This is a genomic window from Bradyrhizobium sp. 6(2017) (genome assembly GCF_011058295.2).
Lineage (GTDB): Bacteria > Pseudomonadota > Alphaproteobacteria > Rhizobiales > Xanthobacteraceae > Bradyrhizobium > Bradyrhizobium septentrionale.
Map to the genome: position 1 here is coordinate 133,567 of NZ_CP049289.2, position 14,225 is coordinate 147,791.

A 14,225-nucleotide genomic window follows, 5' to 3' on the forward strand; every position below is an offset into this window, starting at 1 on the left:
TCGGCTTTGTTGCTACATGCCCATGCCGCCATCGACCGGCAGGCCGATGCCGGTGATGAAGCGGGCGTCGTTCGAGCACAGGAACACCGCGGCGTCGGCGATGTCGGAAACCTCGGCGAGCTTGCCGAGCGGCGTCTGCTCCACCACCGAGCCGACGGCGGCGTTGACGTCGGGCGCGAGACCGATCTTCACGATGTCATTGGCGAGCTGCAGGCCCATATCGGTCGGGATCAGGCCGGGATAGATGCAATTGACGCGCACGCCAAAGCCGAGCTTGCCGGCTTCCATCGCCGCGACCCGCGTCATGCGGTCGACCGCGGATTTGGTGCCGGAGTAGACGGCGATGCTCGGGAAGGCGATCGTCGCCGCAACGGAAGCGATGTTGACGATCGCGCCGCCCTTGCCGGCGGCGCCGCCCGGCCGCATCGCGCGGAAGGCGTGCTTCATGCCGAGCACGGTGCCGACGATGTTGACGTCGCACATGCGGCGCGCGTCCTCGGCCTTGATCTCGCTGACCAGCGAGGTGATCTCGATGCCGGCATTGTTGATCAGGATGTCGTAGCCGCCGAGGGTTTCGACCGTCGCGGCGGCGGCCCGCTCCCATTGCGCGTCGTCGGTGACGTCGAGCTTGACGAAGCCGGTCTTCACGCCGGTCTTGGCGATCTCGCCGGCGGTGTCTTTGCCGACGCTTTCGAGAATATCGCCGATCATGACCGCCGCGCCGGATCGCGCCAGCGCCTGCGCGATCGCCGCGCCAATCCCCCGGGCGCCGCCGGTGACCAGGGCTTTCCTGCCTTCAAGGCTCTTCGCACTCATGACGTAGTCCTCCCTTTGCTTGGTGATTGATCGGTGCTGTGGCGATCGGCGGGCCGGCGGCCTTGCGCATTCTCTGCGCATTGGTGGTCACGGCCGGCGTCGGCGGGCGCAGCGATGGCGCGCCCGGCGGTGCATTTCCTCCTGTTTGTCGTTTAGGTCAGCCGTCTTGACGGTTGTCCAAATTATTGCGCCAACCCTCGTCCAGGAACTTGACACTTGTCAAGCCTGAATTTGACAAGTGTCAAATAGGATGGTGTGAAGGGATGGAGCGTGCCGCGGTCCGCGCGGTATAGTCTCAGCAAGGAACAGTCAGACGGAAAGGCACGAGATGGCGCGGCAAGCGACGGGAGCGGCCCAACGCGTGGCGGTGGCGGCCGAGGCGCTGCGCGACGAGAAGTTCAATGCGCGGCGCATCGAGCTTGCGGAAGCCGCGCTGGAAACACTTGGCGAGCTCGGCTTCGCGCGCACCAGCCTGCGCGAGATCGCGCAGAACTCCGCCTTCACGCACGGCGTGTTTCACTACTACTTCAGCGACAAGCTCGACCTGATCTGCTGCTGCGTCCGTCACTACAAGGCGAAATGCGTGACGCGCTACGACGAGGTGGTGACGTCGGCGCAGAGCCGCGACGAATTGACCGAAGGTTTTCTCGCCAAGCTCGCGGCAACGTTGCGGGACGAAGCCCGCATGCACCGGCTCTGGTACGATATGCGCTCGCAGGCGATGTTCGAGCCGGCGTTTCGCAAGGACGTGCTCGAGATCGACAAGAGCCTGGAAGCGATGATCTGGCGCATCGCCACGCGCTACGCCGAGCTCGGCGGCAAGCGGCCGGCATCCTCTCCAGCCGCGCTCTACGCGTTGCTCGACGGCCTGTTCCAGAGCGCGCTGCTCAGGCACCTCGCCAGCGACGAGAAGGCCGTTCCGGATCTGCTCGACGAGGTTCGCCGCCTGCTGCCGACGATCTGCTGAAACGATTGCGAATGTTTCGTAGCCCGGATGAAGCGCAGCGAAAATCCGGGGCTACGCGGCAAAGATCGCAGAATGGCTCCAACCTCCCCTTGAAAAGGGGAGGTCGCTTTGCTCGTCAGAGCAAAGCGGGCGGGGATCTGCTCTCTCCGCAAACACCGTCGTCTGCGGCCGACCCCCATCCCGACCTTCCCCCTTTCAGGGGAAGGAGAAAACAGGACCTGTAGCCCCAGCTGAAGTGCAGATCCGGACCTGCGTTGGAGTGCGCCAGCGCGTGACGCATCGGCTATGCTCTGATGACAGTGGCGCGAAAACGAATTCGCGATTACGCCGCGCTCGCCGGCGGCAGCGCGAGCACCGAGTAGATCGCCTGCGCGTCGCGCGAGGCACGCAGCTTCTTGGCGACGTCCTGATCGCGCAGCAGGCGGGCGATCCGCGCGAGCGCCTTGAGGTGGTCGGCGCCGGCGCCTTCGGGCGCCAGCAACAGGAAGATCAGATCGACCGGCTGGCCGTCCATCGCCTCGAAATCGATCGGGCGCTCGAGGCGGGCGAAGAAGCCGAACAGCTTCTCCAGCTTGGGCAGCTTGCCGTGCGGAATGGCGACGCCATAGCCGACCGCCGTGGTGCCGAGCTTCTCGCGCTGCAGCAGCACCTCGAAGACGGCGCGCTCGTTCTGCCCGGTCAGAGCCGACGCACGCGCGGCAAGTTCCTGCAGCGCCTGCTTCTTGCTGATGACTTTTAAAGCCGGGAGTATCGCCTCGGGTGCGACCAAATCGGTAATCGGCATTGGGACGTTCCGAGGTGAATGAACCGTCAGGTTGCGAAATAGGCTTTACAGCGGCGGCGTCAAGAAGTTGAGGTGGGATGCGGGCTTAGCCCGGGTCCAGCTGGCAGGGCTTCTACTCCAACGTATCGGCGGTGCCAACACCTGCGAACCCTGTTCCGCCCCCTTATTGCTGGAGGCGGCGGACCATAAGCAGGGCCGGCTTCGGACGTCAATGCCATCTCTCGTATATCCTCAGGGGCTCACCGCCGGCGGATCGACCCAGCCGACATTGCCGTCCGTACGGCGGTAAATGATGTTCACCCGGCCGCTGCCGCCATGCTGGAACACCAGGCAGGAGGCGCCGGACAGGTCGAGCTCCATCACCGCTTCACTGACCGACAGCCGCTTCAGCGCGGTGGTTGCCTCGGCAATGATCACCGGGCTGTATTCGGTGACCTCGTCGTCGTTCTCGGGCGCCTCGATGACGTAGCTCGGCGCGTCGAGCCCGACGCCGTTCAATTCGGCAAGCGCTGCGTTGGCGGCATAGGTCTTGCGGTGGGAGCGATCCTTGAGCCGGCTCTTGTAACGGCGCAGGCGCTTCTCGATCATCAGGAGCGCAACATCCGCGCTGGCATAGGCGTCGACGGCGTTGGATTCGGCTTCCAGCGTGATGCCGGAATCCAGATGCAGCGAGCAATCGGTTCGGAAGCCGAAGCCATCCTTGCTCAGCGTGATGTGACCGGAATAGTTGCCATCAAAATACTTTCGCAGGACCTCGTCGGTGCGCTCGCTGACGCGCGCGCGAAGCGCCTCGCCGATGCTGATGCTCTTTCCCGAGATACGAAGGGTCATTTGATGCCTCAATTGCTGGATGCCTCGATCACTCTTGCAGGAGCGTGATGCTTGCTGGGATTCCGGTCACCTTCCTTCCTGGACGACGCTTCACCTGGAAAGGTTGAGACTATCGCGATTTGACGCGAACGCAACGAGCGCATGGTCCGGTCCGTACTTGGACGGGGTCATGCTCAAAGAGTAACCTAAACGGGGGCTGTATCGCGCGACCGGTCGGACGAGGAGGCGGGAGCCGAAAGGGCGTTGCCAAGCATGCTCTGTTTGTCACGGCGGCGCTGCACCGAAGATGGGATCCGCATCGCTTCGCGGTACTTCGCGACGGTGCGGCGGGCAATATCAATGCCCGAGGCGCGCAAACGTTCCACGATCGTGTCGTCGGACAGGATCGCCGACGGCGCCTCGCCGTCGATCAGTTGCTTGATGTGGTGACGCACCGCTTCGGCCGAATGCGCCTCGCCGCCGTCGGCGGACGCGATCGAGGCGGTGAAAAAATACTTCAATTCAAAACTGCCGCGATTGGTCGCCATGTATTTGTTGGCGGTGACGCGCGACACCGTCGATTCATGCATCTGGATCGCATCCGCCACCGCCTTCAGATTGAGCGGCCTCAAGTGCGCGACGCCATAGGTGAAGAACCCGTCCTGCTGGCGGACGATTTCGGTCGCGACCTTCAGGATGGTGCGGGCGCGCTGATCGAGCGCGCGCACCAGCCAGGTCGCGTTCTGCAGGCAGTCGGTGAAGTACGACTTGTCACCGTCCTTGCGGATCGTCTTCGACAGTTCAGCGTAATAGGTCTGATTGACCAGCACGCGTGGCAGAGTGTCGCTATTGAGCTCGACATGCCAGCCGCCGTCGGGGCCGGGACGGACATAGACGTCGGGCACCATGGTCTGCGTCCGCGCGGTGCCGAACTTCAGACCGGGCTTCGGATCGAGCCGGCGGATCTCCGCGATCATGTCGGTGATGTCTTCGTCGTCGACACCGCAGAGCTTTCGCAAGGCCGCGATGTCGCGCTTGGCGAGCAGGTCGAGATGCTCGACCAGCGCCTGCATCGCCGGATCGTAGCGATCGAGCTCACGCAGCTGGATCGCCAGGCACTCGCTCAGGTTTCGCGCGCACACGCCCGGCGGATCGAATTTCTGCAGCACCGCGACGACCTCGTCGACCACCTGCTGCGACGCACCGAGCCGCTCGGCGGCCTGGCCGAGATCTGCGGGCAAATAGCCGGCGTCGTCGACCAGGTCGATCAGATACTGCCCGATCATGCGCTGCGCCGGCGCCGAGAACGCCACCGCAAGCTGTTCGGCGAGATGGTCGGCGAGCGTCAGCTCGGCGGCCACGAAGGCTTCGAGATTGTACTCGTCGTCGCTGGAGGCGCCACCGCCCCATTCGGTATAGACCGACGGCGGCGCGTCCTGCGCGGCGCGCGCCGCAGCCTCCGCCGGCTCCTCGGAGAACACGTTGTCGAGACCGGTATCCAGCGTCTGCTCGATCTCGGCGCGGGTGCCGAGGTCGCGGTTCATCCATTCCTCCTGGCCGGGCTCGAAGGCGGTCTCGCCGCCCGAGCCTGCCGCCATGTCGGAATGGTCGCCGTCATCCCCGTAGCTGCTGGAACCTTCGGAATCGCCGTAATCGGACCGTTCCATGGCCGGCTCGCCCGCCACTGGCGGTTCCGGCCCGTCGGCGGCGCGATCGAGCAGCGGGTTGCGCTCCAGCTCTTCCTCGACAAAGGCCGACAGATCGAGGTTCGACAGTTGCAGCAGCTTGATCGCCTGCATCAGCTGCGGCGTCATCACCAGCGACTGCGACTGGCGGAACTCTAGTCTTTGCGTCAGCGCCATGGAGGCAAAATCGATCCCAAAAGTTGGCTCGATTCTTGCTTATCCTACTCTCGGACAGATGTATATGGCTTGACGGATCAGAATGTTGCGCTAGAGGCGGAACTCTTCGCCAAGGTAAAGGCGCCGTACGTCCGGATCGTTGACGATCTCCTCCGGGCTTCCCTCAGTCAAGATCTCACCGGCATAGACGATGTAGGCGCGGTCGGTCAGGCCGAGCGTCTCGCGGACATTGTGGTCGGTAATGAGCACGCCGATGCCGCGGTTGGTGAGATGGCGGACGAGGTCCTGGATGTCGCCGACCGCGATCGGGTCGATGCCGGCGAACGGCTCGTCGAGCAGCATGTAGTTCGGGCGTGTCGCCAGCGCGCGCGCGATCTCGACACGGCGGCGCTCGCCGCCGGACAGCGCGATCGACGGGCTTTTGCGCAGCCGCGTGATGTTGAATTCGTCGAGCAGCGAATCGAGCTCATGCTCGCGCTTCTTCTTCGAGGGCTCGACGACCTCGAGCACGGCACGGATGTTCTGCTCGACCGAGAGGCCGCGGAAAATCGAAGCTTCCTGCGGCAGATAGCCGATGCCGAGCCGCGCGCGCTGATACATCGGCAGCTTGGTGACGTCATGGCCGTCGAGCTCGATCGCGCCGCGATCGGCCTTGATCAGACCGGTGATCATGTAGAACACGGTGGTCTTGCCGGCGCCGTTGGGGCCGAGCAGGCCGACCGCTTCGCCGCGGCGCACATAGATGCTGACGCCGCGCACGACCTGGCGGCTGCCAAAACTCTTTTCCACGCTATGCACAGCCAGATAGCCTGGCCGCTTGATCAGCTGTGGCGCAGCCGGAGCGCTGTTCCTCGCGGGCCGCGTGCGCGCCGGCGCTGCAGCGGGCTGCGACCGCGGCAACTCGACGTCGGGAACGGGGGCGGCGCGCGCCATCGGCGGCGCGTCGCGCACCGGTGACGTCAGCATCTCGCCGAAGGAATCGCCGAGCGCCGTGATGTCGTCATGCGAGCGCGCAAATCCGGTGCTGCGTTTCGCAGGGCGCCGCCGGAACATGCCGAGAAAATCCACCATCCCCGCTTCGCTTCAGCCTTTCACGGTAATCCGGCGACTTTGCCTGCGGACCAATTGATTCGCACGCGAAGGCGCAAGCATGATCCGGAAATCTGGATTCCGGCCTCCCCTCGCGACAACAGCGGACGCGTTTGCGCGGAGATCATGCTCAAACAACACGGCAAGGCGCGATCACCCGCGCCTTGAATGAATGGATGCCCTGACCGGCCAACATGACTCCCCTCAAGGCGCATCGTTCGGCCGGGCCGCTGCAGTAGATACAGCCTCACCCCGCGCGCTTCAACCTCGCGGTCGCAAAATATTATCTAATGCATTGATTTATCTTGATTTTGGTGGTTTGGCGGAAGCTGACGGGGGGCTTACGGGTGCGGTCGGCGCCGACGCGCCGCTGCAGTCCTGTCCCTGAGCGACCATGGCCTGCACCCTGCCGGTGTCGGATTCCACGCGCGAGACGCCGGTCGTCATGTCCACAAGCAGGCGATCGCCGCGCACCACGTTCTGGCACTGGGTCAGCACCACCTGGCTGCCGCTGCCGCCGAGCATGCTGATCAAATTGTTCTTGGTGTCGAAGATCGCGGTCGTGCCGGTGACGACCTGATCCTTCTGGGTCACGACGACATCGCCCTTCGCTTCCAGCCGCTTGATCGAGGACGCGCCGGCGGGGCCGGGCGTCGCCGGTTGCACCGCAGTATCCTTGGGCGGGTCCTTGGATGCGGTGGCCCCCGGGGCAGCCGCCGGTGGCTGGGAAGATTTATCCTCGTAGAACACGACCAGGATCTTCGAGGTCATGGTGGTGTCGCCCTGCACGACCTTCACATTGCCGGAGAAAGTCGCCTCCTTCTTCTTGTCACGCATTTCGAGCACGGCCGCCTCGATCTTGACCGGCTGGTTGCGGTTCTGCGCGAAGCCCTGCATGGCATTGGGCACGGACGCAGTGCCCTGTCCGCGCGCGGTGTCGGACGCCATCAGAGCGAGGACGGCTGTGATTGCGGCGCGCGCAAGCAGCATCGGCATGACGATCCTCGCGCCACCGGCGCCTATTTTGGCTTGCCCGGGATGAGCTGAAGCGGCGACGGCGCCGCTGGGGCAGCAGGAGCGGCGGCAGGGGCTGCGCCAGGGGCGGGCGGCGTTGCGCAGCCTCCCTTGCCGCTCTGGCCGCCCTGGGACTGGATGAACAGGCCCTGCACCTTGCCGCTGCTGGATTCCACCCGCGAGACGCCGGTGGTCATGTCGACCAGCAGGCGGTCGCCGCGAAGCACGTTCTGGCACTGGGTCAGCACCACCTGGCCGCCGGCGCCGCCGAGCATGGTGATCAGATTGGCCTTGGTGTCGAAGATCGCGGTCTCGCCAGTGACGACCTGGTCCTTCTGGGTCACGACGACATCGCCCTTCGCCTCCAACCGCTTGATCGAGGACGCGCCGCCGGGGCCGGGCGTGGCCGACTGCATCGGCGCAGCACCCTTGGCGGCCGCGGCCTTGCCGGCCGGCGCAGGTGCCGGCGCCTGGGTCGACTTATCCTCGTAGAACACGACCAGGATCTTCGAGGTCATGGTGGTGTCGCCCTGCACGACCTTCACATTGCCGGCGAAGGTCGCCTCCTTCTTCTTGTCGCGCATTTCGAGCGACGCCGCCTCGATCTGGATCGGCTGGTCGCGGTTCTGCGAAAAGCCCTGCATGGCGTTGGGAACGCCGGTCATCGTGCCCTGCGCGGACGCATGGCTCACTGCGAACAGCGCGAGCAGAGAGGCCGCCATTGCGATGCCATGCGGAAAACGTCTCATCATCAAAATCATTTCGTGTTGGCGGATTTGCGCGCCTTCGGTGGCGGCGGAGGAGGCTGCGCGGGCTCGGCAGGCGGGTTGTTGTCGCCGAGCTTGTCCAGATTCATCACGACATTACCTTCGAACCGCACCAGCTCGCCGCTGTTGTAGATCCGCAGGCGATCGGAGGTCAGCGTGCCCTCGAGCAGCTTGACGTCGACATGCTCGTCCGACGACACATTGCCCTTGTTGATGTCGACGAAGGCCTGCGTCAGCTTCGCTTCATAGCCGGTGGACGATTGCAGGAAGATATCCTGGCGCAGGTCGAGCAATTGCTTCTTGTTGTCGAAGAAGCCGGTACGCGCATCCATCGTCACCGTCGACTGATCCTGCTGCGCCACCTTGGCGCGGATGGTCTTCAGCTCGACATGGTCGGGATCCGTGACGTCCTGGATCGCCGCCTTGGCCCACATTTCATAGGGCCGCCCATCGGCCGAGAAGCCGGCGATATGCGGCGATTCCATCGTGATTTTGGTGCCCGACACCACCAGGTTGTCCATCTCGAGCGGCAGCTTGGGGATCACGTCGTGGAATGGATTGAACACCGAGATGGAGATGATCGAGGCCATCGACAGCCCGACCACCGCGGGCACCGCAATGCGCAGGATCCGCACCATACGGCTGTGCCGCGCGGCAGCGGCAAAGCGCGCCTCGAGGCCCGTGACATAGGCTGGATTCTGAACCGAATTCACCTGAGCTCCAGAGGCGCGAAATCGCCCCTATTCTAGCCGGAGCCGCCCAAATATGCAGCCGGGACCCGGCGTCGCGCCCCCCAGCCGACTTCAACCCGGACCACGCGTGAACAGTTTGGCCGAAACGGGGCGGAATCGCCCCTGCTGCGACGAATTCGGCGCCCATTATGAATGGGCGAAAATGTCCTCGGCCTCCCAGCCGTCGAGATCGAGCCTGGCGCGCGTCGGCAGGAATTCGAAGCATGCCCTGGCAAGATCCGTCCGTCCCTCGCGCGCCAGCATGACATCGAGTCTGTCGCGTAGCGCGTGCAGGTGCAGCACGTCGGAGGCGGCGTAGGCGAGCTGGGCCTCGCTCAGGCTTTGCGCGCCCCAGTCGCTCGACTGCTGCTGCTTCGACAATTCGACGTTCAGCACCTCGCGCACCAGATCCTTCAGGCCGTGGCGGTCGGTGTACGTGCGCGACAGGCGCGAGGCGATCTTGGTGCAATAGACCGGCGCCGGCATCACGCCGAAAGTGTTGTAGAGCACCGCGACGTCGAACCGCGCGAAATGGAAGATCTTGGTGACTTTCGGATTGGCGAGCAGCGCCTTCAGGTTCGGCGAATCGGTGTGTCCCTTCGGAATCTGGATCACGTCGGCGGTGCCGTCGCCGTTCGACATCTGCACCACGCAGAGCCGGTCGCGATGCGGATGCAGTCCCATGGTCTCGGTGTCGATCGCCACCGAATCGGTGTAGCGGGACAGATCGGGCAGGTCGCCGCGATGCAGGCGGATGGTCATGCTGTCAAAAACCTCGTCGAATCGCTGTCGGGACAGGCTATCGCTGGCACAGTTGGTTCACGGTGTAGCGCCATTGTGCAGCGGAGACAATGGCTTGCTGCCCCACACCGTCCGACGCCAGCGCAGCGCTACTGCCAGCTGACGCGCAGCCCGAACCGGCCGGTGATGTCCTCGCGATGCGTCGAGTCCACCGAGGTGGTGTAGCCCGCGCTCGCATAGGCGCTGATCGTACGATTGAGCTGCGCGGAGACGCCGGCGCCGATCTCGACGGCGGTGCCGCGGCTTTGCACGCCGATCAGGTCGGTCGTCGCAAAGGCGATGCTGCGGTCGTTCGCGGCGGTGTGCCAGAGATTGACCTCGAGATAGGGACGCAGCTCGGCGGTGCCGACGACGAAGGTTGCCGGAATGCGGACGCCGAGCCGGCCGGTCAGCGTATCGGCGCTGCCGAGTGCGACGCTGGAGAACATGTCGTTGAAGCTGTCGAACGATTGGCGTTGCCAGATCAGCTGCGCCTGCGGCTCGATCGCGACAAATCGATTCAGCGGGATCGGTACCCCTGATTCCAGCGACGCCGCGACGCCGGTGCCCGATACACGCGCGCCGACCTGGCGATCCGACTGCGGACTGGCACCGTAGAAGCTGCCCATCAGCACGGCGTCGACATACCAGCCCGAGGGGCCGATATGGGTCCAGTAGCCGCCGACATTCTGGCTGTCGATCGAGAGCGTGCCGGTGCGCACATCATTCAAGCCGAGCGCAAAACCGTTAACGGTGCCGCTGGCCCAGCCATAGGCATAGAAGAACCCCGCGCGATCATGATGCTCGGGCGCGGACTGAAAGCGCAGGATGTCGACGCCGACCTGCACGCCGGCCATGGTGCCGTCGAACGAGGGGCTGACCGTGCCGGCCCAGCTCTGCGAGCTGCGCGAGCCATAGGCGCGCGCCCACGCTGCCGGCTGCTCGCCGCTGCCGGTCAGCAGGGCCTGATCGCCCTGGCGCTGATGGAAGGTGCCGAGCGTCGCAAGCCCGAGCTTCTGCGCGACCTGCGGCAGCGCCGAATAGACCGAGGCTTCCTCGCGATAGAGCTCGACTGGCGCTGCGCCCGCCGCCGGCGGCGTCAGCGCCGACACGTCGGGTGCGAGCGGCGTCGATGGCGGCGGGACCACATCGGGCGATGCCGGCGGCGGCGGCGGAGGCGCAAGCGGCGGCGCAGGCGCAGCCGTGCCGGGCAACAGCGTCGAGCGCAGATACCAGTTGTCGGCGCTGCCCGCGGACACGCCGCCACGGAACAGGAGATATTCGTGCGCGCCGGCCACGACGGCGTTGGTGAGACCGAATGCGCCTGCGGCCGTGGTGCCGCCATTAACGGCCTGCACCACCATGATTCCGTCGGCGGCGGTCAGCGCGCCCGCGCCGCCGGCATTGCTGACGGTGACGGCGGTCGAGCCCGACGCGTTGCCGCCGGAGATGACGAGACGATCCGACGGTGAGCCGTCGCCACCGAGCACGGTGCGCAGAAAGAGTCCGCCGCCATTACCGACATAGTTTCCCGCAATCGTGAGACTGTTCCCAGCGGTGGCGCCGCCATTGGCCAGGTTGATGACGCCAGCATTGGTGACGGTAACAGGCGGACCACCCGGAAACGGCGTGATCGACGGATTGGCGCCGTTACCCGCCAGCAGGCTGGTGCCTGATGCAATCGAGACATTGCCGGTCAGCGAGGTCTGCAGCGTCAGCGAGCCGCTGTTGACGAAGGTGTTGGCGAAGGTGCCGGTGCCGGCCCAGGTCCAGTCAGCGCCTTCCATCGTCAGCGTCTGGAACCGCGCGAACGGGTTGTTCGCCGTGCCGCTGCCCTGCAGCCGTACCTGGTTGTTGCCGCCACCGCCATCGGCAAGGCCTGATATCTGCGAGCCGGTTTGCAGGATCATCGTCACCGCACCGCCGCCGCCCGCGAGCGCCGTGCCGCTGTTGCCGGCGATCAGGCCGGCATTGACGATGGTGGTGGCGCCGTTGAGCGTGCGGATCGCGGGCCCTGACTGGCTGATGATCCGGCCGCCGGCGAAGTTCTCGATGCGGGCGGTGAATGACGATCCCGCGGTGTTGGAGAACACGCCGTCGGCATTGACGCCGCGCGCCTCGATGGTGCCGCTGTTCCGCAGCACGCCGGCATTGCCTTGCATGAACACGGTGTTGTTGGCGGTGCCGCCGGCATCGCCGCCGGTCGTCAGCAGCGTGCCGGTGTTGGTGATATTCGCGAACTGCCCGGCGGAGAAGATCGCGCGCGCCCCCGCCCCCGCCGTGGTGATGGTGCCGCTGTTGGTGAAGGTGTTGCTGTCGCCGGTCTGCACATAGAGGCCGTGCGACTGCGGGCCCTGGGTCGTGATCGTGCCGGTATTGATCAGCGTATTGTTGCTGTGTTGGGTGAGACCGGTGATGGCAAGCCCGCGCGCGGTGCCGTTCTGCGTCGTGATGGTGCCGTTGTTGATCAGCGTGTTGCCGTTGCTGCTGGCGGCGATCGCGTTGCTGCCGGCACCTGTGGTCGAGATCACGCCCGACGCACCGTTGGTGAAGACGTTGCCGTTGCCGCTGCCGAAGATTCCGGTGCCGCCGCCGCTGATCGTCAGCGTGCCGTTGTTGGTGGCGGTGCTGCCGGCGACAAGGCCGATCGCGGTCGCTCCGGCGCCCGGCGTGATGCCGGCGCCCTGCAGCAAGTTCACGGTGACGTTCGAGCTGCCGGCCGCGGCCTGCACGCCCGCCGGCGAGGGATTCGGCGCAGCGGTCGAGCAGGTCACCGTCTGACCGCTCACCGGCGCGAGACTGTCGCAGGCAGCGAACGCCTGCGACGCAGATAGAAGACAGCCGCCACCCAGAGTGCACGACAGGATCGCCGCGAGCCGCGATGAAACCATGCCCTTCTCCAACGTCGGCGCGAACCGAGCCCCCGGCCTCGCGCCCCCTGCTACCCCCTGCCCCGCTCTCAGCGTCGGCTGATCCGCTCCGTTCAAGCTTGAGACGATTTGCAGCGATCTGTTGCGTCATCGCCACAGACGGAACCAGGAGATGCATCGTTGCGATTCACATCCTTGACGTGCGTACACTTTCAAGGTTGCGAAGTATACCACTCAAACGTTGCAGTTGTCGCCCGACACAACCGGAAACAATTGCCGTTGCGTGCCGGACGTCCTGCTTCCCGCATTCTCGCGCCGATTTTGGCCTGGTGCGCACGGCCAAGCCATTCCCCAAGCTCCCGATTTCGATGGAACTGTTGCCCGCGCGCCCCATGAAATCCTCACGTGCCCTCCCTATCTGTGGCCAGCCCCACCCAGCCTCCCAGTGAAATGAGCCTCATGTCGGAACAGACCATCGCCGCGCCGATCGACGACGACCAGCAGGAGCGCGGCTTTACGCGCTATCAATCGTTCCTGATCGCGCTGCTTGCCTTCACGCAATTCACCCTGATTCTCGACTTCATCATCATGTCGCCGCTCGGCGCCATCCTGATGCCCTCGCTCAACATCACGGCCGGGCAGTTCGGCGTCGCGGTCTCCGCCTACGCTTTCGCCGCCGGATTTTCCGGCATCCTCGCTGCCGGCTTTGCCGATCGCTTCGACCGCAAGCGGCTGCTGCTGTTCTTCTATGTCGGCTTCATGCTCGGTACCGTGCTTTGCGCGGTGGCGCAGAATTTCCACGTGCTGCTGCTCGGCCGCATCGTCACCGGCCTGTTCGGCGGCGTGATCGGGTCCGTCGTGCTTGCGATCGTCACCGACCTGTATCCGCTGCAACAGCGCGGCCGCGCGATGGGCGTGCTGCAGACGGCGTTCGCCGCGAGCCAGGTGCTCGGCGTCCCGGCCGGACTTTTCCTGGCCAATCACTGGAACTGGCACATCTGCTTTGTCGCCATCGTCGGCCTGTCGATCGCGGCAATCGCCGTCATCGCGCTGGTGATGGAGCCGGTCGACGGGCATCTCAAGCTGCAGCATGACAGCAATCCGTTCCGCCATCTGGTCGCAACCGTCGGGCAGCCGCGCTACACGCTGGCCTTCCTGGTGACGACGCTGCTGGCGACCGGCGGCTTCATGCTGATGCCGTTCGGCAGCGCCTTCACCGTGCACAATCTCGGCATCGACATCGTCCATCTGCCGACGATCTATCTGGTCTCCGGCCTGTTCAGCATCCTCATCGGGCCGCTGGTCGGCCGCGCCAGCGACAAATTCGGCAAATATCCGACCTTCGCGTTCGGCTGCGTGGTGTCCGTCATCATGGTGCTGATCTACACCAATCTCGGCCACGTCTCGCTGCTGACCGCGATCGTCGTCAATGTGCTGATGTTCGTCGGCATCTTCTCGCGCATGATCCCGTCACAGGCGTTGATGTCGGCGATCCCCGATGCCAGCCAGCGCGGCTCGTTCAGCGCGGTCTCAGCATCCGTACAACAGTTGTCGGGCGGCTTGGGCTCGGTGTTCGCGGCGGCGATCATCGCCGAGAACCCGGACGGTTCGCTGCTGCACTTCGACCGTCTCGGCTACATCGTCGTTGCCACGACCCTGATCTCGCTGACTGCGATGTATTTCGTGCAGCGGCCGATCGCGCGCCGCGCCGGCCGGCGCATCGTCTGACGGGAGG

At 65.0% G+C, this 14,225-nt stretch carries 12 protein-coding genes; 2 read left to right on the top strand and 10 right to left on the bottom strand.

Going from position 1 to position 14,225, the window contains the following annotated elements; all coding sequences use genetic code 11:
- Positions 1 to 12: 12 nt before the first annotated feature.
- On the bottom strand, positions 13 to 816 hold the full coding sequence (locus tag G6P99_RS00615; protein ID WP_029082504.1) for an SDR family NAD(P)-dependent oxidoreductase: 804 nt from the start codon (positions 814 to 816) through the stop codon (positions 13 to 15).
- 328 nt (positions 817 to 1,144) lie between these two features.
- On the opposite strand from G6P99_RS00615, the gene G6P99_RS00620 reads away from it, so the two are divergent.
- Entirely contained in the window at positions 1,145 to 1,783 is a 639-nt protein-coding gene (locus G6P99_RS00620; protein WP_051346469.1) for a TetR/AcrR family transcriptional regulator, read from the top strand.
- 322 nt (positions 1,784 to 2,105) lie between these two features.
- On the opposite strand, the gene ptsN is transcribed toward G6P99_RS00620, so the two are convergent.
- From ptsN to G6P99_RS00665, 9 genes are all read right to left on the bottom strand, one after another.
- A complete protein-coding gene (gene ptsN / locus G6P99_RS00625) occupies positions 2,106 to 2,567 on the bottom strand; it encodes a PTS IIA-like nitrogen regulatory protein PtsN (RefSeq protein ID WP_029082506.1) in 462 nt (153 codons plus the stop codon).
- Between the two features lie 231 nt (positions 2,568 to 2,798).
- Positions 2,799 to 3,398, bottom strand: a complete 600-nt coding sequence (gene hpf, locus G6P99_RS00630; protein WP_029082507.1) for a ribosome hibernation-promoting factor, HPF/YfiA family — start codon at positions 3,396 to 3,398, stop codon at positions 2,799 to 2,801.
- Positions 3,399 to 3,583: 185 nt separating this feature from the next.
- A complete protein-coding gene (gene rpoN, locus G6P99_RS00635; RefSeq protein WP_029082508.1) occupies positions 3,584 to 5,239 on the bottom strand; it encodes an RNA polymerase factor sigma-54 in 1,656 nt (551 codons plus the stop codon).
- A gap of 90 nt (positions 5,240 to 5,329) precedes the next feature.
- Positions 5,330 to 6,310, bottom strand: a complete 981-nt coding sequence (lptB, locus tag G6P99_RS00640) for an LPS export ABC transporter ATP-binding protein (protein WP_029082509.1) — start codon at positions 6,308 to 6,310, stop codon at positions 5,330 to 5,332.
- 318 nt (positions 6,311 to 6,628) lie between these two features.
- Complete coding sequence (locus tag G6P99_RS00645; RefSeq protein ID WP_035977303.1) at positions 6,629 to 7,324, bottom strand: LptA/OstA family protein; 696 nt, start codon at positions 7,322 to 7,324, stop codon at positions 6,629 to 6,631.
- A 23-nt stretch (positions 7,325 to 7,347) separates the two neighbouring features.
- Positions 7,348 to 8,094, bottom strand: a complete 747-nt coding sequence (locus G6P99_RS00650) for an LptA/OstA family protein (protein WP_035977304.1) — start codon at positions 8,092 to 8,094, stop codon at positions 7,348 to 7,350.
- A 5-nt stretch (positions 8,095 to 8,099) separates the two neighbouring features.
- Positions 8,100 to 8,822, bottom strand: a complete 723-nt coding sequence (gene lptC, locus G6P99_RS00655) for an LPS export ABC transporter periplasmic protein LptC (protein WP_029082512.1) — start codon at positions 8,820 to 8,822, stop codon at positions 8,100 to 8,102.
- 165 nt (positions 8,823 to 8,987) lie between these two features.
- Positions 8,988 to 9,602 (bottom strand): ribonuclease D, encoded by a 615-nt coding sequence (locus G6P99_RS00660; RefSeq protein ID WP_029082513.1) that lies wholly within the window; start codon positions 9,600 to 9,602, stop codon positions 8,988 to 8,990.
- A 128-nt stretch (positions 9,603 to 9,730) separates the two neighbouring features.
- Entirely contained in the window at positions 9,731 to 12,511 is a 2,781-nt protein-coding gene (locus tag G6P99_RS00665) for an autotransporter outer membrane beta-barrel domain-containing protein (protein WP_051346470.1), read from the bottom strand.
- Between the two features lie 438 nt (positions 12,512 to 12,949).
- On the opposite strand from G6P99_RS00665, the gene G6P99_RS00670 reads away from it, so the two are divergent.
- Complete coding sequence (locus G6P99_RS00670) at positions 12,950 to 14,218, top strand: MFS transporter (RefSeq protein WP_165126990.1); 1,269 nt, start codon at positions 12,950 to 12,952, stop codon at positions 14,216 to 14,218.
- The last annotated feature ends 7 nt before the right edge of the window (positions 14,219 to 14,225 follow it).

Excerpts from the sequence above, each read along its gene's own strand:
- lptB (WP_029082509.1), bottom strand. The coding sequence starts at position 6,310 with ATGGTGGATTTTCTCGGCATGTTCCGGCGGCGCCCTGCGAAACGCAGC.
- G6P99_RS00650 (WP_035977304.1), bottom strand. The coding sequence starts at position 8,094 with ATGATGAGACGTTTTCCGCATGGCATCGCAATGGCGGCCTCTCTGCTC.
- G6P99_RS00670 (WP_165126990.1), top strand. The coding sequence starts at position 12,950 with ATGTCGGAACAGACCATCGCCGCGCCGATCGACGACGACCAGCAGGAG.
- hpf (WP_029082507.1), bottom strand. The coding sequence starts at position 3,398 with ATGACCCTTCGTATCTCGGGAAAGAGCATCAGCATCGGCGAGGCGCTT.
- G6P99_RS00620 (WP_051346469.1), top strand. The coding sequence starts at position 1,145 with ATGGCGCGGCAAGCGACGGGAGCGGCCCAACGCGTGGCGGTGGCGGCC.
- G6P99_RS00615 (WP_029082504.1), bottom strand. The coding sequence starts at position 816 with ATGAGTGCGAAGAGCCTTGAAGGCAGGAAAGCCCTGGTCACCGGCGGC.
- ptsN (WP_029082506.1), bottom strand. The coding sequence starts at position 2,567 with ATGCCGATTACCGATTTGGTCGCACCCGAGGCGATACTCCCGGCTTTA.
- rpoN (WP_029082508.1), bottom strand. The coding sequence starts at position 5,239 with ATGGCGCTGACGCAAAGACTAGAGTTCCGCCAGTCGCAGTCGCTGGTG.
- G6P99_RS00660 (WP_029082513.1), bottom strand. The coding sequence starts at position 9,602 with ATGACCATCCGCCTGCATCGCGGCGACCTGCCCGATCTGTCCCGCTAC.
- G6P99_RS00665 (WP_051346470.1), bottom strand. The coding sequence starts at position 12,511 with ATGGTTTCATCGCGGCTCGCGGCGATCCTGTCGTGCACTCTGGGTGGC.
- G6P99_RS00645 (WP_035977303.1), bottom strand. The coding sequence starts at position 7,324 with ATGCCGATGCTGCTTGCGCGCGCCGCAATCACAGCCGTCCTCGCTCTG.